Below are 21697 nucleotides of genomic sequence, written 5' to 3'. Positions count from 1 at the left end.
CTGCTGTCGTCCATTTAATTGCCGGCAGTACGATGTCCATAGGTTATTTCTTTTAACATAACCTAATTACGTGTTAGAATGTTGACAGCCGCTGTTTAGAGCCCGTAGGCAGATGGCTGCGATATTATTTCTACTCATTTTTTATTATACCTATAAGTCTGAATTGGGGAGGAGAAAGTCTTGAAAGGGAATAACAGAGAATCCCGTTTTGGTAAACGGGAAAAAAGAAAAAAAACTAATATCATCTTAAATAGCCTTATTGCACTTGTCATCATCCTTATTATTGTTGTATCAGCCAAAATATTCTTTGGCGGTAATAATGATCAGGCACTTCCTGCCGATGAACAGACAGCATCTGAATCGAAACAAAAAGAGAAAAACAAGGAAGATAAGGGCAATGACATAGAGCAAAATAAGGATAAAGACAAAGAGAAAGCAGATAAAGATTCTGAAGAAGAAAAAGAAAAAGAAAAAGAAGAAAATGCTAAAGAGACTGAAGAAGATCAAGAACAAGTCGTAACAGAAGGCGGAAGCGGGCCTGACGTTGAAAAAACGATTGAAAATCCAGCATGGAAACCAGTCGGAACCTCTCAAACCGGAGAGCATACTGCTGTCTATGATCAAAATCATGCAGATTGGCAGGAAATGCTCAGTGCCATTTCTTATGCTACAGGTGTTGATCAGGGAAATATGACTGTTTGGTTCCTCGGAAATAATGGGCCCAATAGCTCTGTTGGAACAATTTCCACAAAAGATCAAAGTGAAAAGTACCGTGTCTATATAGACTGGGTTGACGGAGAAGGATGGAAGCCTTCCAGGGTAGAGGTCTTAAATGAAATAAATTAGTTAATAAGGACGCCAGGGCGTCCTTATTTTTTTGCTTTATAGTGGACCACCGCCGAGAAATAAGTCCTTCCATTCTCATCAAGATGCATTTGATGCGATACGTGGTGGACAGATAAAAGGATGGCTTTATTATGCTCAATCTGTAAATTTATCTTCTTTTCAAGCTCCTTTAAAGTAGGAGCTTCATAAAACTCAACCTTATCTTCTATCAAATCAAACTGGAAATTCATCATAATTCCCCCTTCCCTTCGATACTATCTTTTATTTTATGGGGTTAGTTTTAGTCTGGCAACTTTCAAAACCTGAGAGGTTAATGTATGAATTATTTACGAATCTGGCAAACATCCCGTCTATGATGGTAGAATAGAGTTTGCATAAATCATATGGGCATGCTAATAACCATGAATGTAATCAAAGCATAGAAAAATAAGAAAGAGGTTTTAAAATGAAAATAGCTATTATTGGAGCAATGGAAGAGGAAGTTACTTTACTTAGAGATAAAATAGAAGATAAGCAACAGGATACGATTGCCGGATGCGAGTTTACAGCAGGAAAAATGAATGGTGCAGATGTCGTGCTGCTCCGTTCTGGAATAGGCAAAGTGAATGCAGCCATGTCGACTGCCATCCTCTTGGAGCGGTACAAGCCGGATTTTGTCATTAACACCGGTTCAGCTGGAGGATTTAATCCTGAACTGAATGTGGGAGATACGGTAATTTCGACTGAGGTTAGACATCATGATGTAGACGTTACTGCTTTTGGCTATGAATATGGCCAGGTGCCTCAATTGCCGGCAGCATTCGAAGCCGATCACGGCCTCGTGCAGATTGCTGAAGCATGTGCCAGAGAAATCGGTGATATCCAGGTTGTCAGAGGGTTAATTGCAACAGGTGACTCCTTCATGAGTGATCCTGCAAGAGTGGATTATATTCGTGATAAATTTACAGATCTTCAGGCAGTAGAAATGGAAGCAGCAGCAGTTGCGCAGGTTGCTCATCAGTTTGAGACTCCTTTTGTTGTCATCCGTGCCCTGTCAGACATTGCAGGAAAAGAATCCGATGTTTCATTTGAACAATTTTTGGAAAAGGCAGCCCTTCATTCTGCTACACTCGTAATGAAGATAGTAGATGCCCTTAAGAATAACAAATAACTTTTAAAAGGGATAATCCTTTCCTTTTTTTTCCTATCTTACATTATTTACATCACCTTCAAACTTGCTAAGTATGTTAAAGTAGAAATATAGTCTTTCTTAGAAGGTGATAATAAATGATGAACGAAGCAAAGCATTTATATCAAAAAATGGTTGATTTCAAGCAGTTTGCAATATCAATGCTCGCTGTCGGATCGTTTTTTTACATTGGTTTAATTATCCCTGACACTGCCAATACAGTTTCTGATTTATATATAATGGCTGGATCTTCCTCAGCTTTCCTTATAGGCTCAATCCTTTTCTTTATCCTTTCCAAACGATGCAGAACGAAATTGAATGAAACGGATGAAGGCCAGGAATACCTCATGAGAAAATAAGTAAAACCAACGCCCGGATTTCCGGGCGTTTTTTCATAAATTAATATTTTTAATAAAAGTGAATAAAAAAGGTTTACAAACTGCATAATCGTGGATATAATTACCAGTGTAAGTGAAAATTCTAAAAAGGAGGTCGAATGAAATGATGTTAACTGCAATTGTATTAAAAGCACAGCTAAATAAAGATTGTACAAATTCGACCTACATGGAATGGATCGCTTAGATTTGCATTATTGACATTACATATCCATGCCGCAGGGAGAATTGTGCCCTGCGGTTTTTTATGCCTAAATGGCAAGCCGCTGGGAGTATATCTCTTTGCGGCTTTTTTGTGCCTTTTGGCAGGATATGAAAGAGGAGGTGGAATATCTAATGACATTAAATATCTTATTTTTGACAGTCACAATAAAAAAACGTTACGTATCAGCAGAAGATGTTGTCCGTGAACAAATGGCTAAAAAAATTATTGAACAAAACCGTGATCGTCAATTCTCAATTTACCGTCCATTTTAATTTCAGTGACAAAAAAACAAGAAAGGTGGTTTGTTAAATGATTTACATTTTACAAGGACGTCAGGCAATTTTCTGGGTGGAGAAAGATTCCACCTAACAAAGCTGTAAACGGTTAGGAGGTAAGGAGCATGTCTTTGCATATATTAATTTTAACCTTGAAATTCCGAAAGAAAAGGAACTGATCCACTTGATGCGGATTAACAGAATGTTCACATTCCTCCCATTTTTTGAAACAGAAACCATGTTACATTAAAGAAAATAAGGAATTAAAAAAGGGGTGTGGAGGATGTTCTGGATCGTAATGGGATTGGTTGTGTGCGGTACTGTCGGCTGCATCATTTCTGCTGAGGTAAGTGTAACAGAGGAATATGAAATATAAAAAAAGGACTGACTTCCGGATTGAGAAGTCAGTCCTTTTTGTTAGGGTAAATCCAAAGAAATAGGACAATTCCAGAAACTGCAAGCAATATCAGCAAGGTCTTTAAAGAAAAACCTTCAAAAATAAACTTTGCAAGGCTGTCAAGAAAAACAATAAAAAATACGAGGGCTAAAATTATTCTCTGACCATTCAAATTATCAAGACCTCTTTCTTCCTGATTATTTATATAACTTGAAACGAAGCTATGTATATCGCATGCAGGCGATAATAATTATTCCAAGAATAATTATATCCTATCATCGTTGTGAAAAGCTTTAATGAAGGTTTATTGGCTGAAAAAACGAGGGAAGCAAATTTTTCTGAGGAAATTATCTGAATTGGACAGACAAAAACAACTCCATCCATACATAGGAATTAGTTATAGGCATTTTTGAACGCATTATAAGCGGGGGTGGAACGATGTCCGGTATTTTGACTGCACTCGGGTTTTTGGTTAAGGAGATAGTGTTTCTTGTATCTTATGTAAAAAATAATGCATTTCCCCAACCGCTGTCTCCTGCAGATGAAAAGAAATACCTGCGTTTGATGGCTGCAGGTGATTCGCATGCCCGTAATATGCTTATTGAACATAATCTAAGGCTGGTTGCCCATATTGTAAAGAAGTTTGAAAATACAGGAGAGGATTCTGAGGATCTGATTTCAATAGGGACAATCGGACTGATAAAGGCCATCGAGAGCTATTCGGAAGGGAAAGGAACAAAGCTTGCCACCTATGCAGCCCGCTGTATTGAAAATGAGATATTGATGCACTTGCGGGCACTGAAGAAGACTAAAAAAGATGTATCCCTTCATGATCCTATTGGGCAGGACAAAGAAGGCAATGAAATATCTCTTATTGATGTTCTTAAGTCGGAATCTGAGGATGTTATTAATACAATTCAGCTAAATATGGAACTGGAAAAAGTGAAGGAGTACATTGATGTTTTAGATGAGAGAGAAAAAGAAGTCATTGTCGGCAGGTTCGGACTTGATCTGCAAAAAGAAAAAACACAAAGAGAAATTGCCAAAGAACTTGGCATATCAAGAAGTTATGTCTCCAGAATTGAAAAGAGAGCATTAATGAAAATGTTTCATGAGTTTTATCGGGCAGAAAAAGAAAAAAGGAAAAATAATAGCTAAAGGGACAGTTTGACTGTCCCTTTAGCTATTTAATTCTGCCGTTTTTCAATAAAAGCTTCCAGCTCTCACCGCTGTCTGCAGATTCATATACATCTTTGAGATAAGTTGAAATAGCAAGCTTTCCGTCAGATTTTTGATCGGCAGCAATGTATGTAATAGGGTTGTCATAGCTGAGAAAAGGGATTTTAATCTGTGAGTTTTCCATCGTTTTAAGATCGATTTTGCTCATTTGAACCTTTTCATGATCGGCATAGGCATAATACAGGCTGTTCTCCGTAAATGCGAGGGCTGTAGCCATAATTGAATCAGATACTAACTTTACAGTTTCCCCTTTATCCTGTGAGTAAAAGATGCCGCTTCTTGTTGACATGGCCATGATTTCAGGATTAGTTGGATGTGCTGCAATCATACCAAGTGTGTCGGCCTCAAGCCCTTTTAAGCTGACTGGATCCCATGTTTTGCCTGCGTCCTGAGAGCGGTATACACCTGCCTTGAGTTCATCGTTATTTTCCTGATTTATCATATAGGTTAGATTGGTATCATAGCCTGCAGCTAGAAAAGGAAAGGAACTTGTTCCGCTAAAAGCCAGTTTCTTGAAAGAGGCTCCTTTATCTGTACTTTTTACAATTCCAAGAGGGTTTTTTATAACGGAATTCTTATCAGGATGGCCGCTGACAATGAATCCATCTTTGACTGCCTGAAACCCCATATAGTCATGGTTAAGAGAAGTGGTCTCGTGCCAAATGCCATCTTTGAAAAACTTGAATCCTTCGCTTGATGCAAGATAGAGGCCAGTATCATTTCCCGGATATCCGATCCCTTGAATATGCTCGATTTGCTGGGCTGAGGCCTCGATAATAGTATAAACAGGTGCTTCTGAAGTTTTATTTGAAGGTTCATCAGCAGTTTTCTTACTTTGCTCATCCTCCACAGAACAGCCGGCTGTGAGCAATAATAGGAGAATCGCCAAAATCGTTCGGCCTTGTTTCATTTGTTTCACTCCAATTCATAGCATTTCAATGGTTATTATTATCGATGTCATTATATAGTATTTCAGCTAAAAATAAAAAACCCTTGCCTGTGGAAGGGTTCATATTAATGGCTCCCTGCTATGAGTGAAGAAAAAACTTATTCCTCTCCTTATACTTGATATCGGAAAGATGTTTTGTCATTTTGCCTGACCCCTTACAGGCAGGGCAGGTTTTCTTTAAGAATTTACATGCTGTTATGCTGCCTGTGCCTTTGCATTTCTTGCAGATTGAGATAATCTTCATTTAACACTCCTCCCATAAAATTCCTTCTAGTATATTCTATGAACTGTTCAAATAGAGGTGCTAAGAAAACATCGATTTTTAGCAGTTATTTAGTACAAAAGCCTAAGCGATTGTCCATTTTTTACATATCTTAAATAATAGAAGGTGAAGGGAGGTAATTGGTTATGCCTTATGGTTACGGCGGTTATCCTGTTCCCCCTCCTTATCCATGCGGTTATTATGGAGGGGGCGGTTTCTGGCTGGCCCTCGCAGTTGTCCTGCTGATTCTGCTGCTTGTTTTTGGGGGATTTGCTTATTATGGAGGCTATTTCAGGTAGCGATAACCAGCAGTTGGCTCATATCTTATGATATGGGCTCTTTTAAATGTGCAATTTTATAGAAATTTCGGAAAAATCAAGGTATAATATTTCTGCAGCCGAAACTTTTTTATGGGGGGATAATATGACTGCAACAGCATATTCATCAGTGTGGGATTTAGATGTTTTTTTTAAGGATGGAAGCGGTTCAGCTGAATTTAAACAGCATTTACAGGAAACAAGAAAACATATTGATTCATTCTCTAATCTAATACATAATTGGGAGCCTTCTAACTCAAGCGAAGATGCCGCAGAAATAAGTAAGATTATTGAGCTGTTTCAGCAGACAGCAAGAAAAGTGCGCCAGGCCGGAGCTTTTGTCAGCTGTCTTCAGGCACAAAATACCGAAGACAAAAAAGCGAAAGACCTTAGAGGCGCAACTACGGAATTGAGTGCAGGTTTTCAAAATGCTTTAACTGTATTTGATCAGAAGCTGGCAAGTTTAAATCAGAGTGCATGGGAGCAGATAATAAATGATCAGGAATTAAATGAACTCTCATTTGTATTAAGCGAACGCCGCGAAAAGGCCTCAGAAAAACTTTCGCAGGAGGAAGAAACTGTTATTAATGCTCTTGCTGTTGATGGGTATCACGGATGGGGCCAGATGTATGACGTAATAGTAGGAAATATAAAGATTCCCTGCACTGAAAATGGGGAGATAAAACAGCTGTCAGTTGGACAGGCTGCCAATAAGTTTTCAAGTCCTGACCGAAAGCTGCGCAAGGAAGTTTTTGTTAACTGGGAAAAATCATGGGGCAGCCAGTCCGATTATTTATCCAAGACCCTAAATCACTTAGCCGGTTTTAGATTAAATGTATATAAATTAAGAGGCTGGGATGATTTTCTTAAGGAACCGCTGGATTTAAACAGGATGAAAAAAGAAACCCTTGAGACAATGTGGGATGTCATTTCCCGTAATAAAGCACCTCTTGTTAAATATTTGGAGAGAAAGGCAAAGCTTTTAGGTTTAGAGAAATTAAGCTGGTATGACCTGGATGCGCCGCTCTCCGAGTCAGAAACGAAATTATCCTATCAGGAGGGCGCAGAATTTATCCTTGAGCAGTTTGCCCACTTCGGAGAAGAGATGACCCTATTTTCTAAAAAAGCCTTTGAAGAAAAGTGGATTGAAGCTGAGGACCGTCCAGGAAAGGCGCCAGGCGGTTTTCATACTTACTTTCCTGAAGACAGCCAATCAAGAATCTTTATGACATACTCAGGGACACCATCCAATGTTTCTACTCTTGCACATGAACTCGGGCATGGTTTTCATACCTATGCAATGAGAGATCTTCATTTGCTGAATCGAAATTATGCCATGAATGTTGCGGAGACAGCATCTACTTTTGCAGAAATGATTGTCTCTGATGCCGCAGTGAAAAAAGCAGGATCAGAAGAAGAGAAACTGGCACTATTAGAAGATAAAGTTCAAAGATCGGTTGCACTGCTAATGAATATCCATGCTCGATTCCTGTTTGAAACCAGATTCTATGAAGAAAGAAAACAGGGAAATGTGAGTGCCGAACGTCTGAATGACATCATGGCGGCAGCCCAAAAAGAGGCTTATGGAGACGCACTTGATGAGTATCATCCTTCCTTCTGGGCTTCAAAACTGCACTTCTTTATTACTGGCGTCCCATTCTATAATTTCCCATATACTTTTGGATATTTATTCTCGCTGGGAATCTATGCACAGGCACTAAAAGAAGGGAAAGGATATGAAGAAAAATATATAGCATTATTAAAGGATACTGCATCGATGACAGTTGAAGATTTAGCGATGAAGCATTTAAATGCTGATTTAACCAAGCCAGAGTTCTGGGAAAGTGCCGTACAATTATGCATGGATGATGTGGAAGAGTTCCTGGCATTAACAGAAGAAAAATAAAACATAGAAGCCGCGCTCTTATTTTGAGCTCGGCTTTTTTACATTTTTTTCACCCTGAAAGGGCTTATCATTAAAAATGAAAGTATCAGCATGATGAAAAGGAATATAGGTGAAGGCCAAAACGGGATCGCAAGATAGCATAAAGTGGCGAGGCATCCGGAAGCTGTTATTGGCAGACCGGTAAAATAGCCGTTATTCTCGCTAATGTTAAAACGGGCGAGCCGCAAAGCTCCACATCCGATATATAGAGCAGTCAGGAAGGCGCCGGGTGCCCCGAATTCAAAAAGTATTCCCGTGTATAGGAGCAGTGCAGGTGCAACTCCAAATGAAATAATGTCACTCATCGAATCGAGCTGCTTTCCTAGTTCCGATTCAATATTCATTTTCCGTGCTGCCATCCCATCAAATCGGTCAGCAAGAGCTGCGATAAAGATAAGCAGCACACTCAATTTCAAATTGTCGTTAATAGAAAATAAAATAGCAAAGCATCCTAAGAACAAATTAGACAGAGTTAAGATATTGGCTGTCTGTGCCTTTAGCTTCTTAATGGTTAAATCAAGAACATCCTGAAAAAACATATCGAACACTCCTTGCAACGGGGAATCACAGCTTGCAGACTTTAGGAAGTTTTTCTAACAGCTATGTGCTAATGTCTTCCGGCAAATGGGAACTATCGGGAAGGGTAGAAATAGAAGTAATCCGCAACTTTACTGAAGCCAATAATAAAAAAAGTGCCAAATCCGGGGAAGTCTATGGCAAACTTAGTTTTATATGTTATATAATAATATTTTATTCTATGCTTTTTATGCCTGTTCGTAAAGAACATATTTAGTTAGGGGGCATTTCCTTTGTTAAAACCTGTATATCGACTGCTGATTGAATTGACAAATGGAAGATGGACATCCGGTATACTTCAGAAATTTGCACAATCAAATCTAAGCAGGAGGGTCATTCCTTCATTTTCAAGAATTTATAATATTAATGAAAGTGAAATGGAAAAAAAACTGCATGAATATCCAACACTTCATGAGTTTTTCATTAGAAGGCTGAAAGAAGATGCACGAGTAACGGATGAGAGCCCTGATTCAGCAGTGAGTCCTGTAGATGCTGTAATCGAAGATATTGGGGATATCCGGGAGGATCGTATAATTACGGTAAAAGGGAAGAACTATTCCATCTCTGAGATGCTTGGTGCAAATAAAGCAGGGAAATATGCAGGCGGCACTTACATGATCTTTTATTTAAGTCCGAGCCACTACCACAGGATACACAGCCCGGTCACTGGAAAAGTAACAGATCAATGGATTCTGGGGTTAAAATCTTTTCCTGTTAACAAATGGGGTTTAAAATATGGAAGAGAAACGCTTTCTAAAAATTTCCGGAGCATAACTGAAGTAAAGCATGGTGATTCAGCCATCGCAATTGTGAAGGTGGGTGCTATGTTTGTAAATTCCATCGAACTTACCCATGAAGGGGACCAGCTTGAAAAAGGAAAGGAAATGGCCTATTTTACATTTGGCTCTACTGTCATTCTTCTGTTTGAGAAGGGGAAATTCCAGCTCGAAAAGTCAATTAAGACCCCTGCTCAAATTAAAGTAGGGGAGCGGATTGGAACCCTGTTGTGAATGAAAAGACCAGTTATTTCAGGTGTTTAAATATGAGTATAAAAAAAGCCCTAGTAAGGGCTTGTCCATTTTTATGATGTAACTTTTATTCTGTTTGATAGTGATCGACGGTGGATTTCTGTTTCAATTAAACGGATGAAGTCTTTGCTAAGCTGCAGTTCTTTTGCTTTATAATAGGATTCGATTAATAATTCATCTGACAGTTTACGCATTCCTGTCCCACCTCCAGGTACTTGATATTTCAGTTCTAAAAGAATTATTTTATACATATAATGTAAGATTTTATGTTGTACCCCTACTTTAGCAAATTAAAACGGTTAGAACAACTGTTCTCTTATCCACAGGAAACCGTGGATAACCTGTGATTATTTTGTTTATAAAAAGGGAAAAAGTAGTAAAATCATATTGGATTATGTGCATAAAGTTATCCACAGGGCTGAGGAGCAGTTGGTTTTTGTCGAAAAATTTTTATTTTAAGGTTAATTAACAACTATTCTGTGGAAATTTACTGAGTTTTGAGTGTCTTTCCCCATTTTGTGGAATCGTATAAAATAGAACGGCCTGATTGAAATCCGTCATTCTTTATTTTGAAAGAGTGGACGAAATTGGGTATGATGAAATCGGTGTTTTATCTAGTGAATGGCTGCAGACACTAATTAACATTTAAGACCGGGATTAATTTGAGGGCAATAGATACACTATTGCCGGACAATATGAATAAATGATTGAGGTGTAAATATAGTGTTAAAGCATTTTTTGCCTAATCAGCATGTTAAAAGTATTTTTGAAATAACTCCACATAGTTTACAGGGAAAGGGAGTTAAAGGGATAATCACGGACCTGGATAATACACTTGTTGAATGGGACAGGCCCAATGCAACGCCGAAGCTGATTAACTGGTTTGAAGAAATGAAGCAAAGCAATATTAAGGTTACCATTGTGTCTAATAATAATGAAAATCGCGTTAAGGCTTTTTCCCATCCACTTGATATTCCATTTATTTATCAGGCGAGAAAGCCAATGGGCAGGGCCTTCCGGAGAGCTCTAGCTGAGATGGGACTGAGAAAAGAAGAAACAGTGGTGATTGGAGATCAATTGCTGACTGATGTACTGGGAGGAAACAGAAGCGGTTTCCATACTATATTGGTCGTACCTGTTGCTCAAACTGACGGGTTTGTTACGAAATTTAACCGGCTGGTAGAGAGACGGATTTTAAATTGGTTCAGAAAAAAAGGCATGATTCAGTGGGAGGATTAAAAAGTGAGTGAAGAACAATTTGTTTGCGTAGGCTGTGGAGTGAAAGTTCAGGCAGAGAATCCTGATGAATTAGGTTATGCTCCTCAATCAGCTCTGCAGAAGGAAACGATTATTTGCCAGCGCTGTTTCAGGCTGAAGCACTATAATGAAGTTCAGGATGTAAGCTTGACTGATGATGATTTTCTAAAGATCCTGAATGAAATTGGACAAAGTGATGCACTTATTGTGAAGATTGTGGACATTTTTGATTTTAACGGCAGCTGGCTCCCAGGTCTTCACCGTTTTGTGGGCAGCAATAAAATTCTGCTTGTTGGAAACAAAGTTGACCTGCTTCCAAAGTCCGTGAAAACAAACAAGCTGATTAACTGGATGAAGCAGGAATCAAAACAGCTGGGGCTGAAACCGGAAGAGGTGTATCTGGCCAGTGCTGCAAAAGGGTACTCCATTAATGAAATTGCAGCAGCCATCGATCATTATCGGGAAGGAAAAGACGTTTATGTAGTAGGATGTACGAATGTAGGTAAATCCACTTTCATCAATCGCATATTAAAAGAAGTAACAGGTGAGGGCGATGTCATCACTACTTCCCACTTCCCAGGAACGACTCTGGATATTATCGAGATCCCTCTATCTGATGGAAAGGCTTTGGTGGATACTCCAGGCATAATTAACCATCATCAGATGGCTCATTATGTAGATAAAAGGGATTTAAAGGTGATAACACCTAAAAAGGAGATTAAACCTAAGGTTTTCCAGCTGAATGAAGAGCAGACTCTGTTTTTTGGCGGACTGGCCAGGTTTGATTATATTGCTGGCGGCCGGCGGTCATTTGTTTGTCATTTCTCCAATGAATTAAATATTCACCGCACCAAAACAGAAAAGGCGGATGAGCTATATGAGAATCATGCGGGAGAGATGCTTACACCGCCAAGAATAGAGCAGATGGAAACCTTCCCGGAGCTTGTGAAACATGAATTCACAATTAAAGAACCGAAAACAGATATAGTATTTTCAGGACTTGGCTGGATAACGGTAAATGAGGGTGGGGCCAAAGTAGCTGCATATGTTCCTAAAGGTGTCCATGCCATGATAAGGAAGTCATTAATTTAGGCTGTTACTTGCATTTGCTTACGCTTTTCAAAAGGGGTGAGGATTTTTGAAAAAGCTGTTTGGGGTGATTGGGGATCCAATTTCCCATTCAATGTCCCCCGCTATGCACAATGAATTATTTAAGATTTACAGTATTGATGCACATTATCATCCATTTCATGTATCCAGGGGAAATCTGAATGACGCTGTTAAAGGGTTCAGGGCAATCGGCATTGAGGGATTTAATGTTACAGTACCCCATAAGGAGGCTATCATTCCTCTTTTAGATGAACTGGATCCTCTGGCTGAGGCAATTGGGGCAGTTAATACAGTGGTCAACCAGGATGGTAAGCTAATAGGCTGCAATACGGATGGACGGGGATTTGTAAAAGGCCTGCTGAATCAAAACCGATCAATTAATGAGAAAAAAGTGCTGATAGTGGGGGCAGGCGGAGCTGCGAGAGCCATTTATTTTACAATTGCTAAAGAGGGCCCGGAGCTTCTGGACATTTGCAATCGGACTCCCGAAAGGGCAGAGCAGATTTTGAATGACTGCCCTTTTGAGGTCCCTGCTCGTGTGCTGAACCGGCAGGAAGCAGAGGAAAGCCTGGAAACATACGATTTAATTGTTCAGACTACATCAATTGGAATGCATCCGGAAATTGGCCAAAGCCCGCTTTCGGTACATAAGCTTAAGCCTGGAGCCTTTGTTAGTGATATCATTTATAATCCGCTGCAAACCAGGCTTTTAAAGGAAGCTGCCGTAATGGGCGCCGGAATTCAGAATGGTATTGATATGTTCGTTTATCAGGGGGCTCTTGCTTTTGAAATGTGGACTGGCATTGAGCCTGACATTGAAAGAATGAGACAAAAGGTTTTAAATCAGCTGGGAGGATTATTATGCTAACAGGAAAGCAAAAGCGTTTGTTGCGATCAAAAGCGCACCATTTAAACCCTATTTTCCAAGTGGGAAAGGGCGGGGTTAATGAAAATATGATTAAACAAGTAGGAGAAGCACTGGAAGCCCGTGAGTTATTAAAGGTTTCAGTCCTTCAAAACTGTGAAGAAGACAGAGATGTGGTGGCACAGCAGCTGTCAGAAGGCGCGAAGGCTGATGTTGTCCAAATCATCGGGAATATTATTGTTTTATACAAAGAATCAAAAGAAAACAAACAAATCAACTTGCCGTAAGCTTCGGGAAAATTAAACTGATTGTATGGAGGAGTGTAAATGGAAAAGGTAGGCATACTTGGAGGGACCTTTAATCCGCCTCATTTAGGCCATCTCATTATTGCAAATGAGGTAATGTCTTCCCATGGTTTGGATGAAGTATGGTTTATGCCGAACCATGAGCCTCCCCATAAAAAGAGGTCAGATCATGTCAGCAGCAGTGATCGAATAGAAATGCTGAAACTCGCATTGCAGAATCATCCAGGCTTTAAATTAGAGTTAATTGAGCTGGAGCGGGAAGGTCCTTCATTTACCTACGATACGATCAGGATTTTGAAGGAACACTATCCTCAAAAGCAATTTTATTTTATTATTGGAGCTGACATGGTTGAATATTTGCCCAAGTGGCATAACATTGACAAACTTCTTGAATTGATTACCTTTATAGGAGTAAGGCGGCCATCTTACAATTTGCAGACTCCGTATCCAATTCTTTCTGCTGGCGTTCCTGAAATGGGGATCTCCTCAAGTATGATCAGAAGCCGTGTAAAGGAAGGCGGTACTATACGATATCTGGTACCGGATTCTATAAGGAGTTATATAAAGGAGAATCATTTATATGAATCGTGAAAAAGCTCTGGCTATTGTAAAGGAGCAGCTGACTGAACATCGCTACCTTCATACAGTCGGGGTGATGGAAACAGCCATTAAACTTGCAGAGAAATATGGCGCTGATAGTAAAAAAGCTGAACTGGCAGCCATTTTTCATGATTATGCTAAGTTTCGCCCTAAGGAAGAAATGAGGGAAATTATCATTAAGACTGGTATGCCAGCCGAGCTTTTGGATTACAATAGTGAACTTTGGCATGCTCCTGTCGGTGCTTATTTGGCTGAGAAAGAAGCTGGAATGCATGATAAAGAGGTTTTGGATGCAATAAGATATCATACTTCAGGGAGGCCGGGAATGGCACTTCTTGAAAAGATCATTTATCTAGCAGATTATATTGAACCTGGAAGGCATTTTCCCGGAGTTGACGAAGTGCGTGATTTAGCACAGACCAACTTGAACAAGGCTTTAATAAAATCTGTCCAAAATACCATTATGTTTTTAATGAAAAAAGGGCAGCCTGTTTTTCCGGCTTCCTTCGAAACTTATAATGACCTTGTAATAAATAAGGAGGATTGATTAAATGAAAGAAAATACTATGCTGATGACGGCAGTAAAAGCAGCGGATGATAAACGTGCAGAAGATATAACGGTTCTAAATATGAAGGGGATTTCCCTGATTTCGGACTACTTTGTTATTTGCCACGGAAATTCTGATAAACAAGTGCAAGCCATTGCTCGGGAAATGAAAGAAAAATCTGAAGAACAAGGGTTTACGGTTAAGCGAATGGAAGGCTTCGATGAAGCAAGGTGGATTCTGGTAGATATGGGTGATATCGTTGCACATATTTTCCATAAGGATGAAAGAAGCTACTATAATCTTGAAAGACTCTGGGGAGATGCCCCGGTCGAAAACGTTCAGGGCATTCTTAACCAATGAGCTACGGTAAGTTCGCTTATCTCTATGACAGGCTGATGGAAGATGTTCCTTATGACAGCTGGATTAAATTGATCAATGAAAAGCATGTGGAATTTAATGTTACAGGCAAACAATTGCTGGATCTTGCATGCGGTACAGGGCAGCTTTCCATAAGGTTTAGTGAACAGGGCTATGAGGTAACCGGTGTGGATTTATCAGAGGATATGCTGGCTGTAGCCCATTCAAAGGCGGAGCAGAAAGGTCTGCAAATCCCCTTTTACCTGCAGAACATGGCAGAGCTTGAAGGGTTTAGTGAATTTGATATCATTGGCATATTTTGTGATTCTTTGAATTATCTGGAGACGGAATCAGATGTAAAAAACACCTTCCGGCGGGTCCATAGCTATTTAAAAAACGATGGTCTATTTATTTTTGATGTTCATTCCATTTATAAAATCATGCAGATATTTATGAACCAGACCTTTGCTGAAAATGACGAGGAAATTTCATATATCTGGCACAGCTTTCAGGGCGAATACCCTAATTCTGTAGAGCACGATCTTTCATTTTTTGTTCAGGACGAAAAAACAGGAAAGTATGACCGCTATGACGAACTGCATTTGCAGCGCACTTATCCTATTGACCAATATAAAAGCTGGCTTGAGGAATGCGGTTTTGACCTTGTTGACGTTTCAGGAGACTTTAAAGAAGGACCTCCAGACAGCCAGGCTGAACGAATCATCTTTATTGCAAAGAAAAAGGACTAATATAAAAACAGCCGGTTCAATTTTTCCGGCTGTTTTTTTAAAATAGTGAAGGATTATTTCCATTAACATCGAATAGCTAATGGAGAGAATACTGCTTTTTTACTTCGACAAGATCTTCGTCAAACTTGGAATGTGTCGCCTGGAATAAGTGTTCAAATACACTGCCGAGCTCGCTTTCAAGAATTTTAATTCCCTCTCCTGTAATTCCTCCTTTGACACATACCTTCTCCTGCAATGTAGGTAATGTATAAAAACCCTTTTTCAGTAATTCCCCAAGCCCGATCAGCATTTCTCCTGCAAGCTTTGTAGCTGTTTCATTATCAATCTCCGTTTCCGCAACTGCGGCATTGATGAAGCGCTGTGTCAAGTAGCTGAAAAAGGCAGGTCCGCAGCTGACAATATCCGAAGAAACCCTGGTAATCGCTTCCTCTATAAAAACAGGTGTGGAGATACTTTCAAAAAGCCTGTTAAGTTCCCCTTTCCATTGTTCGCTGCATTGTTCACCGAATGATAATAAAGACACCCCTGATAAGGCCCGGTTAGTAATGCTTGGAATCGCCCTCGCCGCTGAACAAGGCACAATTGATTCAAGCTGTTTTACACTAATGGGGCTGGTTATGGACACTACACATTTATCTTCTGACAGGAACGGCAAAATATCCTGAACGACATTATACACATCATGGGGCTTTACACAAATAAAGATCAGCGAAGAACGATGTGCGGCCTCTCTTGCATTATTTACAACGGTAATTTCATGATGTTTTTCCTTTATTTTCATTGCTTTTGCCACTGTCCGATTGGTTATCGTCATGGAGGCCGGGGAAACGGCTCCCCCATCAAGGAAGGCCTCGGTCAAAATTCTCCCCATATTACCTGTGCCGATGATTCCGATTTTCAATGCTACATCCCTCCTTTGAAAGCAGGCTCTCTCATATAACGATATGTATCAAAAAAACATTTATTCCAAAAAGAAAGGATGGATCCATAGTGCCCGAATGGATAAAAGCCTATAAATTTTTCTTTGCAGGAGGTGCGGTTGCATTGGCTGCACTCCTCTATTATTTTTTAATGCCCGTTCAGGAGACTGAGGTATTTCCAGAGATTGAACAGTCAATTTCTTTGAACGAAGAAGAAGGTAAAGAAACAGCAGGTGATATGCAGGCTGAACAGGTGATGCAGACGATGAAAGCAGATATTAAAGGAGCAGTAAAAAAACCGGGAGTATATGAAGCAAAAGAGGGTGAAAGGGTAATAGACCTGCTGGAAAAAGCAGGGGGACTGACGGAAAAAGCGGATAGCACTAAAATTAATTTTGCCCTGAAAATTACAGATGAAATGGTGATATATGTTCCGGAAGAGGGTGAAATTCTTGAAGAGGCCCGGGCGGGAGCCGGAAATGTCGAGGTTAAAGGACAACAGGATAGCGGAAAGGTAAATTTAAACGGGGCGGATGAAACAGAATTACAGACATTGCCGGGGATAGGGCCTTCTAAGGCTGCAGCGATAATTGAACACCGTGATACAAATGGACCCTATAAGGATATTGAGGATTTGAAATTAATTTCAGGGATAGGGGATAAAACCTTTGAAAAACTCAAAGAGCATATTAGTGTAAACTAATTTCATTCCATTGACCTGCACAAGCTTGAGGCTTACACTTATTGAGAGAAAAAGCTATATTTTAATTCAGGGCATATATGCCTGTGTAAAGGGGAGAGACAGATGGACCGGATTTCCTGGAACCAATATTTTATGGCACAAAGCCATTTGCTTGCTTTGAGGAGCACATGTACAAGACTTGCTGTCGGAGCAACCATTGTAAGGGATAAGAGAATCATTGCAGGCGGCTACAATGGATCAATTGCCGGCGGTGAACATTGTGTTGATGATGGCTGCTATGTTATTGATAACCATTGTGTCAGGACCATTCATGCGGAAATGAATGCGATTTTACAGTGTGCAAAATTTGGGGTGCCGACAAGTGATGCAGAAATATATGTAACTCATTTTCCGTGCCTTCAATGCTGCAAAGCAATTATACAGGCGGGAATTAAAACAGTTTACTACGCACAGGACTATAAAAATCACCCTTATGGAATTGAACTCTTTGAGAAGGCTGGTGTGAAAACTGTCCATGTGGCGGCTGAAAAAGTATCCTTCGATGACAGCATACAGGAAAAACGTGATTTTATAGAGGATTTAATCAATGAGCTTGAAAAAAGCGGTAAAAATCAGGACATTATGAAAAGCTATAAAGAAAAAAAGGACAAACTTTTTCAAAATTAATCCATTGAAGCAGCGGCACCTTCAATGATAAGGTGCTGCTCCTTTAAAATAACTAAAGGAGCAAATGATATGAAAGGCAGATGGATATACGCAGCTGCTGCCTCACTCCTGGGGAATTTGACATCATTACTTCATCCGGCAATTGCTATCATTTTTTCTCTTCTTGTCCTTTTCCTTTTAAAAAGAAATATCTTGACTAAAAAGACCATGACTATCCTTATTTTGATTTACCTTGCCTTAATCATAAGGAGTGAATTAGCGGCAGAATATAACAGGACAAGCCTTACAGGAAATGAGGGTGATTTTGAAATTATCCTGTCTGATTCAGTGAAGATAGATGGGGACATTCTCACAGTCTTAATTGAATTGACTGATAAAAAGGAAAAGCTGGCTGCCAGGTATAAAATCAACTCCGAAACAGAACAAAAAATCCTATCAGACCATCTGAAGATAGGAATGACATGCCGGGTTAATGGCACCTTACAGACTCCTCCAACAACTACAAATCCAAATTCCTTCAGCTACAAGGATTACTTAAACCACAATAGTATCTTTTGGATCCTCGAATTGAAACAGTTAAACCTCTCTGATTGCACATACCATAAAAGCCGCATCACATTACCAGTTTTAAAAATGAGGGAGATGGGCACAAATCATATTTTAGAGCATTTCCCTGAACAGACAGCTCCACTTTCAATCGCACTTGTCTTTGGGAATCGGAATTTTATTGATGAAGATATTATCGCTACTTATCAGAAAATCGGAATTATCCATTTGCTTGCAATATCCGGACTTCATGTAGGAATGCTTGCTGGGATGTTTTTTCTTGCCGGAGTACGTGCCGGGATCACCAGAGAAAAAATGACCAGCATCCTTATAATGGTTTTGCCGGTATATGCAATACTTACAGGGGCTGCGCCATCTGTACTGCGGGCTGTGTTTATGATGCTTCTGGTTTTAATGGCAAAGAAGCTGAAGGCTCCTGTTCAATTAGCTGATGTTATCTCCATTGTGTTTGCCGGCTACCTTTTTATCTCCCCTTTTATTATCTATAATGCCGGGTTTCAGCTGTCTTTTGCTGTGGCCTTATCGCTTATTCTCTCAGCTCCAGCCATACTCAAAAAATTTACTCATCCTCTCGCTGCCCTCCTGTCTGTTTCTCTTATTTGCCAGATAGCGGCCATTCCGATCCTCCTTTGGCATTTTTATGAGGTATCGGTTATTTCCATAATTGCCAATCTGATCTTTGTGCCGTTGTATTCTTCCATAGTCCTGCCTGTGGTATTAATTTTATTTATTTTTGATTTAATAACAGGAGGAAGGGTAGATTTCTTACTCCATGTATTGGAAAAAATGATCGTTTTTCTTAATTGGATTGCTGAAATGCTTGCCGCCATTCCTAATTCGACCCTTATTCTTGGCAGGCCAGCCCCTTTAATGCTGATCATTTATCTTTTTCTCATTCCCGTATTCTTTGCCGGCTGGGAAAGATCAAAAAACAAAAAAGCTATTATTAAGAACGGTGTGCTTCCTATTCTTGCGATAGTCATTCATTATTTTTCAAATGTGTTTACACCAGCGGGTGAAATTACATTTATTGATGTGGGGCAGGGTGACAGCATCCTGATAAAGCTTCCGTATGGGAGAGGGAATTATTTGATAGATGCAGGAGGTGCGCTTATGTTTCAAACTGAGGACTGGAAGATGCGTAGCGATCCATATGAAACAGGAAAGGACACAGTAGTGCCTTTTCTGAAAAGCAAAGGGATCAGTAAAATAGACAAATTTTTTCTCACTCACGGGGATATGGACCACATTGGCGGAGCATCAGCTGTTCTGAAGGAAATGAAGGTAAAGTCCGTTGTGTTTCCGCAGGGAGCTGAGTTCTCGGAGGCTGAAAAGGATTTGATTGTACAGGCTGAAAATAGCAAAAGTGAAATCTTGTTCACTAAAGCCGGAGATAGCTGGCTCAAAGGAGATTCCGTATTTCAGGTTTTGTCCCCGTTTGGAGGGGAGATGGGGGACGGTGTGGGGAAAAATGATGGATCTATTGTCCTTTTTGCCAAAGTGGGAGGGTTAAACTGGCTGTTTACCGGAGATTTGGAGGAACAGGGGGAAGGCCAGCTCATAAAGTCTTATCCTAAGTTGAAAGCTGATGTAGTGAAAATTGCACATCATGGAAGCAAAACTTCCTCAACAGATTTATTTCTTGCTGGAGTGAAGCCGCGGATTGGAGTTATTTCTGCAGGCAGGAACAACAGGTATGGGCATCCTCATAATGTTGTAATGAGCAGGCTGAATGACTATAATGTCAAAGTATTGAGAACCGATAGGCAAGGGGCAATTACCTATTTTTTTAAAGGGGATTCAGGAACCTTTTCAGTGCAGCTTCCATAGTATATGTTAGAAAGCATCAGGTTCCAGACTTGATAGTGCTTTATCGAAACTCCGCTCAAAAAAAAGAGGCTGCTGAGGCAGCCTCAACGTGTCAGCAGTATTGTGACACATTACTGTATGTAGCCATTAAGCTCCTAAAAATTTAATGACTGTTGCAATAATAAATAACGTTGCGAAGAAACCGAATGATACGATGAATCCTACACCAGAGTCGATTGCATCATTACGTTTGCTTTGGACGTCCTTTTCAAATTCGTTCACAGTCTACCCCTCCTATTTCCTATATAGTATAAGTCATTCAAATAAAAAAATCTAGAGTTCGCCTGCCCTTTTCCTGCATTAGCAGGAGTTGTCACAAATATGACGAAACATCATGGGGAAAATAACAAACAAAGGTGCACCGCAGCTTCCTGAGTTACCCGGGCCTCAGGGATGCAGCGTTCTATATAGATTGGAAATTGGCGTTCATTTGGGCGCCAATTTCTTATGTCTTGTCAAATTGCCATCGCTTCTTTAGGATATATAGTGAATATATTGTTTGGCGAACGGAGAGAAGAAATTGGTTTTTGATATTTGGAACAGAATTAAAGCGAAAAGTTTTGCTCCTATTTATTTATTATACGGAACAGAACCATATCTTATAAACGAAACGAAGCAGCTTCTGATCAGCAATGTGCTAAGTGAAGAAGAAGCTGATTTTAATTTATCCTCTTATGACCTTGAGGAAACCCCCATTGATACAGCGCTTGAAGATGCGGAGACATTTCCTTTTATGGGTGAAAGAAGACTGATCTTTTTACATAACCCGGTTTTTTTAACGTCAGAGAAATCGAAAGCTAAACAGGAGCATAACCTGGCTAAGCTTGAAGCCTATATTAAAGAGCCTGCCCCATATTCAGTGGTGGTATTTTCCTCATCGGCAGAAAAACTCGATGATCGGAAAAAAATAACCAAACAATTGAAAAAAACGGCTGCAGTACTTGAAGCCAAGAAATTAAATGAAGGTGAATTGAAAGCCTGGATCAGGGAACGTGCAGCATTGAATGGTGTGCAGATTGATGAATCGGCTGTTGAGCTGATTTTGACATTGGCAGGCGCCAACCTGTTTATACTGACCAACGAGATCGATAAATTAGCCCTATATGCGAATGACACAAAGCGGATAGATGAACAGATGGCAGAAAAAATGGTATCACGGTCTTTAGAGCAAAACATTTTTTCCCTTGTGGATAAGGTGGTTCACCGCAAAATAGAAGAAGCCCTGAGAATTTATTATGATTTATTAAAGCAAAATGAAGAGCCCATTAAGATTTTATCTGTTATTACAGGGCAGTTTAGATTGATTTATCAGGTGAAGGAGCTTGCCAGGAGAGGCTACGGCCAGCAGCAGATTGCCGGCTATTTAAAGATTCATCCTTTCCGGGTAAAGCTGGCGGCCGGACAGGCTCAGCTGTTTGCAGACGAAGAACTGGCAGCGATCATAAGCTTGCTTGCTGATGCAGATTACCAAATGAAAACAGGAGGCATGAATAAAACCATGCTGATTGAAATGTTCCTGTTTCGTCTGCAAAGTCAGGCACTCAGATAAAATCCTTAATAAAAAAAGCGGTCCGCAATT

At 40.0% G+C, this 21697-nt stretch carries 26 protein-coding genes; 20 read left to right on the top strand and 6 right to left on the bottom strand.

Annotated elements, in window-relative coordinates; translation table 11 throughout:
- The first annotated feature begins 180 nt into the window (after positions 1 to 180).
- A complete protein-coding gene (locus tag CHI10_RS19935; RefSeq protein WP_095245916.1) occupies positions 181 to 846 on the top strand; it encodes a YrrS family protein in 666 nt (221 codons plus the stop codon).
- Positions 847 to 869: 23 nt separating this feature from the next.
- Here CHI10_RS19935 and CHI10_RS19930 read toward each other — a convergent pair whose 3' ends face one another.
- Positions 870 to 1076, bottom strand: coding sequence for a YrzA family protein (locus tag CHI10_RS19930; RefSeq protein WP_048010327.1), 207 nt, complete (start codon positions 1074 to 1076; stop codon positions 870 to 872).
- A gap of 215 nt (positions 1077 to 1291) precedes the next feature.
- Here CHI10_RS19930 and mtnN point away from each other — a divergent pair, with 215 nt between their 5' ends.
- The 4 genes from mtnN (at position 1292) to sigK (ending at position 4444) form a co-directional block, all read left to right on the top strand.
- A complete protein-coding gene (gene mtnN / locus CHI10_RS19925; protein ID WP_095245915.1) occupies positions 1292 to 1996 on the top strand; it encodes a 5'-methylthioadenosine/S-adenosylhomocysteine nucleosidase in 705 nt (234 codons plus the stop codon).
- A gap of 116 nt (positions 1997 to 2112) precedes the next feature.
- Entirely contained in the window at positions 2113 to 2373 is a 261-nt protein-coding gene (locus CHI10_RS19920) for a YrhC family protein (RefSeq protein WP_095245914.1), read from the top strand.
- A 372-nt stretch (positions 2374 to 2745) separates the two neighbouring features.
- Positions 2746 to 2886 carry a YrzI family small protein gene (locus CHI10_RS19915; RefSeq protein ID WP_095245943.1) on the top strand — a complete coding sequence of 47 codons (141 nt, stop codon included), beginning with the start codon at positions 2746 to 2748 and terminating at the stop codon, positions 2884 to 2886.
- 838 nt (positions 2887 to 3724) lie between these two features.
- Positions 3725 to 4444, top strand: a complete 720-nt coding sequence (sigK, locus tag CHI10_RS19910) for an RNA polymerase sporulation sigma factor SigK (protein WP_095245913.1) — start codon at positions 3725 to 3727, stop codon at positions 4442 to 4444.
- Positions 4445 to 4469: 25 nt separating this feature from the next.
- On the opposite strand, the gene CHI10_RS19905 is transcribed toward sigK, so the two are convergent.
- On the bottom strand, positions 4470 to 5435 hold the full coding sequence (locus CHI10_RS19905; RefSeq protein WP_095245912.1) for a F510_1955 family glycosylhydrolase: 966 nt from the start codon (positions 5433 to 5435) through the stop codon (positions 4470 to 4472).
- 447 nt (positions 5436 to 5882) lie between these two features.
- Here CHI10_RS19905 and CHI10_RS22495 point away from each other — a divergent pair, with 447 nt between their 5' ends.
- Both CHI10_RS22495 and CHI10_RS19900 read left to right on the top strand, forming a co-directional pair.
- Positions 5883 to 6035, top strand: coding sequence for a hypothetical protein (locus CHI10_RS22495; RefSeq protein ID WP_174749532.1), 153 nt, complete (start codon positions 5883 to 5885; stop codon positions 6033 to 6035).
- 124 nt (positions 6036 to 6159) lie between these two features.
- On the top strand, positions 6160 to 7959 hold the full coding sequence (locus CHI10_RS19900) for a M3 family oligoendopeptidase (RefSeq protein WP_095245942.1): 1800 nt from the start codon (positions 6160 to 6162) through the stop codon (positions 7957 to 7959).
- A 38-nt stretch (positions 7960 to 7997) separates the two neighbouring features.
- Here CHI10_RS19900 and pssA read toward each other — a convergent pair whose 3' ends face one another.
- Positions 7998 to 8537: a CDP-diacylglycerol--serine O-phosphatidyltransferase gene (gene pssA / locus CHI10_RS19895; RefSeq protein ID WP_095245911.1), complete on the bottom strand. Its 540-nt coding sequence runs from the start codon at positions 8535 to 8537 to the stop codon at positions 7998 to 8000.
- A gap of 270 nt (positions 8538 to 8807) precedes the next feature.
- Between pssA and CHI10_RS19885 the strand changes: the two genes are divergently transcribed.
- On the top strand, positions 8808 to 9584 hold the full coding sequence (locus CHI10_RS19885) for a phosphatidylserine decarboxylase (RefSeq protein WP_095245909.1): 777 nt from the start codon (positions 8808 to 8810) through the stop codon (positions 9582 to 9584).
- Between the two features lie 71 nt (positions 9585 to 9655).
- Here CHI10_RS19885 and CHI10_RS19880 read toward each other — a convergent pair whose 3' ends face one another.
- Positions 9656 to 9796, bottom strand: coding sequence for a sporulation histidine kinase inhibitor Sda (locus tag CHI10_RS19880; RefSeq protein ID WP_035331211.1), 141 nt, complete (start codon positions 9794 to 9796; stop codon positions 9656 to 9658).
- Positions 9797 to 10325: 529 nt separating this feature from the next.
- Here CHI10_RS19880 and CHI10_RS19875 point away from each other — a divergent pair.
- Genes CHI10_RS19875 through CHI10_RS19840 form a run of 8 tightly spaced genes read left to right on the top strand, consistent with a single transcriptional unit; the run spans position 10326 to position 15393 of the window.
- On the top strand, positions 10326 to 10841 hold the full coding sequence (locus tag CHI10_RS19875) for a YqeG family HAD IIIA-type phosphatase (RefSeq protein ID WP_095245908.1): 516 nt from the start codon (positions 10326 to 10328) through the stop codon (positions 10839 to 10841).
- Between the two features lie 3 nt (positions 10842 to 10844).
- Positions 10845 to 11951 carry a ribosome biogenesis GTPase YqeH gene (yqeH, locus tag CHI10_RS19870; RefSeq protein WP_095245907.1) on the top strand — a complete coding sequence of 369 codons (1107 nt, stop codon included), beginning with the start codon at positions 10845 to 10847 and terminating at the stop codon, positions 11949 to 11951.
- Between the two features lie 46 nt (positions 11952 to 11997).
- The gene (aroE, locus tag CHI10_RS19865) at positions 11998 to 12837 is read left to right on the top strand and encodes a shikimate dehydrogenase (RefSeq protein WP_095245906.1); all 840 of its coding nucleotides are present in this window, start codon (positions 11998 to 12000) and stop codon (positions 12835 to 12837) included.
- Positions 12831 to 13121, top strand: coding sequence for a ribosome assembly RNA-binding protein YhbY (gene yhbY / locus CHI10_RS19860; RefSeq protein ID WP_095245905.1), 291 nt, complete (start codon positions 12831 to 12833; stop codon positions 13119 to 13121). The genes aroE and yhbY overlap by 7 nt, the downstream gene beginning before the upstream one ends.
- 39 nt (positions 13122 to 13160) lie before the next feature.
- On the top strand, positions 13161 to 13730 hold the full coding sequence (locus CHI10_RS19855; RefSeq protein ID WP_095245904.1) for a nicotinate-nucleotide adenylyltransferase: 570 nt from the start codon (positions 13161 to 13163) through the stop codon (positions 13728 to 13730).
- Positions 13720 to 14286 (top strand): bis(5'-nucleosyl)-tetraphosphatase (symmetrical) YqeK, encoded by a 567-nt coding sequence (gene yqeK, locus CHI10_RS19850; protein ID WP_095245903.1) that lies wholly within the window; start codon positions 13720 to 13722, stop codon positions 14284 to 14286. The genes CHI10_RS19855 and yqeK overlap by 11 nt, the downstream gene beginning before the upstream one ends.
- 4 nt (positions 14287 to 14290) lie before the next feature.
- On the top strand, positions 14291 to 14647 hold the full coding sequence (rsfS, locus tag CHI10_RS19845; protein WP_095245902.1) for a ribosome silencing factor: 357 nt from the start codon (positions 14291 to 14293) through the stop codon (positions 14645 to 14647).
- Positions 14644 to 15393 carry a class I SAM-dependent DNA methyltransferase gene (locus CHI10_RS19840; RefSeq protein ID WP_095245901.1) on the top strand — a complete coding sequence of 250 codons (750 nt, stop codon included), beginning with the start codon at positions 14644 to 14646 and terminating at the stop codon, positions 15391 to 15393. The genes rsfS and CHI10_RS19840 overlap by 4 nt, the downstream gene beginning before the upstream one ends.
- A gap of 76 nt (positions 15394 to 15469) precedes the next feature.
- Here the strand turns inward: CHI10_RS19840 and comER are convergent, their stop codons facing one another.
- Positions 15470 to 16294, bottom strand: coding sequence for a late competence protein ComER (gene comER, locus CHI10_RS19835; RefSeq protein ID WP_095245900.1), 825 nt, complete (start codon positions 16292 to 16294; stop codon positions 15470 to 15472).
- Positions 16295 to 16383: 89 nt separating this feature from the next.
- Between comER and CHI10_RS19830 the strand changes: the two genes are divergently transcribed.
- From CHI10_RS19830 to CHI10_RS19820, 3 genes are all read left to right on the top strand, one after another.
- Positions 16384 to 17016, top strand: coding sequence for a helix-hairpin-helix domain-containing protein (locus CHI10_RS19830; RefSeq protein ID WP_095245899.1), 633 nt, complete (start codon positions 16384 to 16386; stop codon positions 17014 to 17016).
- A gap of 102 nt (positions 17017 to 17118) precedes the next feature.
- Positions 17119 to 17682 (top strand): ComE operon protein 2, encoded by a 564-nt coding sequence (locus CHI10_RS19825; protein WP_095245898.1) that lies wholly within the window; start codon positions 17119 to 17121, stop codon positions 17680 to 17682.
- Positions 17683 to 17751: 69 nt separating this feature from the next.
- On the top strand, positions 17752 to 20079 hold the full coding sequence (locus CHI10_RS19820; protein ID WP_095245897.1) for a DNA internalization-related competence protein ComEC/Rec2: 2328 nt from the start codon (positions 17752 to 17754) through the stop codon (positions 20077 to 20079).
- A 126-nt stretch (positions 20080 to 20205) separates the two neighbouring features.
- On the opposite strand, the gene CHI10_RS19815 is transcribed toward CHI10_RS19820, so the two are convergent.
- On the bottom strand, positions 20206 to 20340 hold the full coding sequence (locus CHI10_RS19815) for a YqzM family protein (protein ID WP_095245896.1): 135 nt from the start codon (positions 20338 to 20340) through the stop codon (positions 20206 to 20208).
- 298 nt (positions 20341 to 20638) lie between these two features.
- Between CHI10_RS19815 and holA the strand changes: the two genes are divergently transcribed.
- Positions 20639 to 21667 carry a DNA polymerase III subunit delta gene (holA, locus tag CHI10_RS19810; RefSeq protein WP_095245895.1) on the top strand — a complete coding sequence of 343 codons (1029 nt, stop codon included), beginning with the start codon at positions 20639 to 20641 and terminating at the stop codon, positions 21665 to 21667.
- Positions 21668 to 21697 lie beyond the last annotated feature (30 nt).

The organism is Bacillus sp. 7894-2 (assembly GCF_002272225.1).
GTDB lineage: Bacteria > Bacillota > Bacilli > Bacillales > Cytobacillaceae > Cytobacillus.
The sequence above is the reverse complement of the archived record's forward strand: the minus strand, read 5'-3'. Positions and strand labels throughout refer to the sequence as shown.

What these genes read in the sequence shown, in the direction of transcription:
- CHI10_RS19825 (WP_095245898.1), top strand. Translation starts at nt 17,119, where the DNA reads ATGGACCGGATTTCCTGGAACCAATATTTTATGGCACAAAGCCATTTG.
- CHI10_RS19920 (WP_095245914.1), top strand. Translation starts at nt 2,113, where the DNA reads ATGATGAACGAAGCAAAGCATTTATATCAAAAAATGGTTGATTTCAAG.
- CHI10_RS19915 (WP_095245943.1), top strand. Translation starts at nt 2,746, where the DNA reads ATGACATTAAATATCTTATTTTTGACAGTCACAATAAAAAAACGTTAC.
- yqeK (WP_095245903.1), top strand. Translation starts at nt 13,720, where the DNA reads ATGAATCGTGAAAAAGCTCTGGCTATTGTAAAGGAGCAGCTGACTGAA.
- sigK (WP_095245913.1), top strand. Translation starts at nt 3,725, where the DNA reads ATGTCCGGTATTTTGACTGCACTCGGGTTTTTGGTTAAGGAGATAGTG.
- yhbY (WP_095245905.1), top strand. Translation starts at nt 12,831, where the DNA reads ATGCTAACAGGAAAGCAAAAGCGTTTGTTGCGATCAAAAGCGCACCAT.
- CHI10_RS19840 (WP_095245901.1), top strand. Translation starts at nt 14,644, where the DNA reads ATGAGCTACGGTAAGTTCGCTTATCTCTATGACAGGCTGATGGAAGAT.
- CHI10_RS22495 (WP_174749532.1), top strand. Translation starts at nt 5,883, where the DNA reads ATGCCTTATGGTTACGGCGGTTATCCTGTTCCCCCTCCTTATCCATGC.
- rsfS (WP_095245902.1), top strand. Translation starts at nt 14,291, where the DNA reads ATGAAAGAAAATACTATGCTGATGACGGCAGTAAAAGCAGCGGATGAT.
- CHI10_RS19820 (WP_095245897.1), top strand. Translation starts at nt 17,752, where the DNA reads ATGAAAGGCAGATGGATATACGCAGCTGCTGCCTCACTCCTGGGGAAT.
- CHI10_RS19930 (WP_048010327.1), bottom strand. Translation starts at nt 1,076, where the DNA reads ATGAATTTCCAGTTTGATTTGATAGAAGATAAGGTTGAGTTTTATGAA.
- CHI10_RS19855 (WP_095245904.1), top strand. Translation starts at nt 13,161, where the DNA reads ATGGAAAAGGTAGGCATACTTGGAGGGACCTTTAATCCGCCTCATTTA.
- pssA (WP_095245911.1), bottom strand. Translation starts at nt 8,537, where the DNA reads ATGTTTTTTCAGGATGTTCTTGATTTAACCATTAAGAAGCTAAAGGCA.
- CHI10_RS19880 (WP_035331211.1), bottom strand. Translation starts at nt 9,796, where the DNA reads ATGCGTAAACTGTCAGATGAATTATTAATCGAATCCTATTATAAAGCA.
- mtnN (WP_095245915.1), top strand. Translation starts at nt 1,292, where the DNA reads ATGAAAATAGCTATTATTGGAGCAATGGAAGAGGAAGTTACTTTACTT.
- CHI10_RS19900 (WP_095245942.1), top strand. Translation starts at nt 6,160, where the DNA reads ATGACTGCAACAGCATATTCATCAGTGTGGGATTTAGATGTTTTTTTT.
- CHI10_RS19905 (WP_095245912.1), bottom strand. Translation starts at nt 5,435, where the DNA reads ATGAAACAAGGCCGAACGATTTTGGCGATTCTCCTATTATTGCTCACA.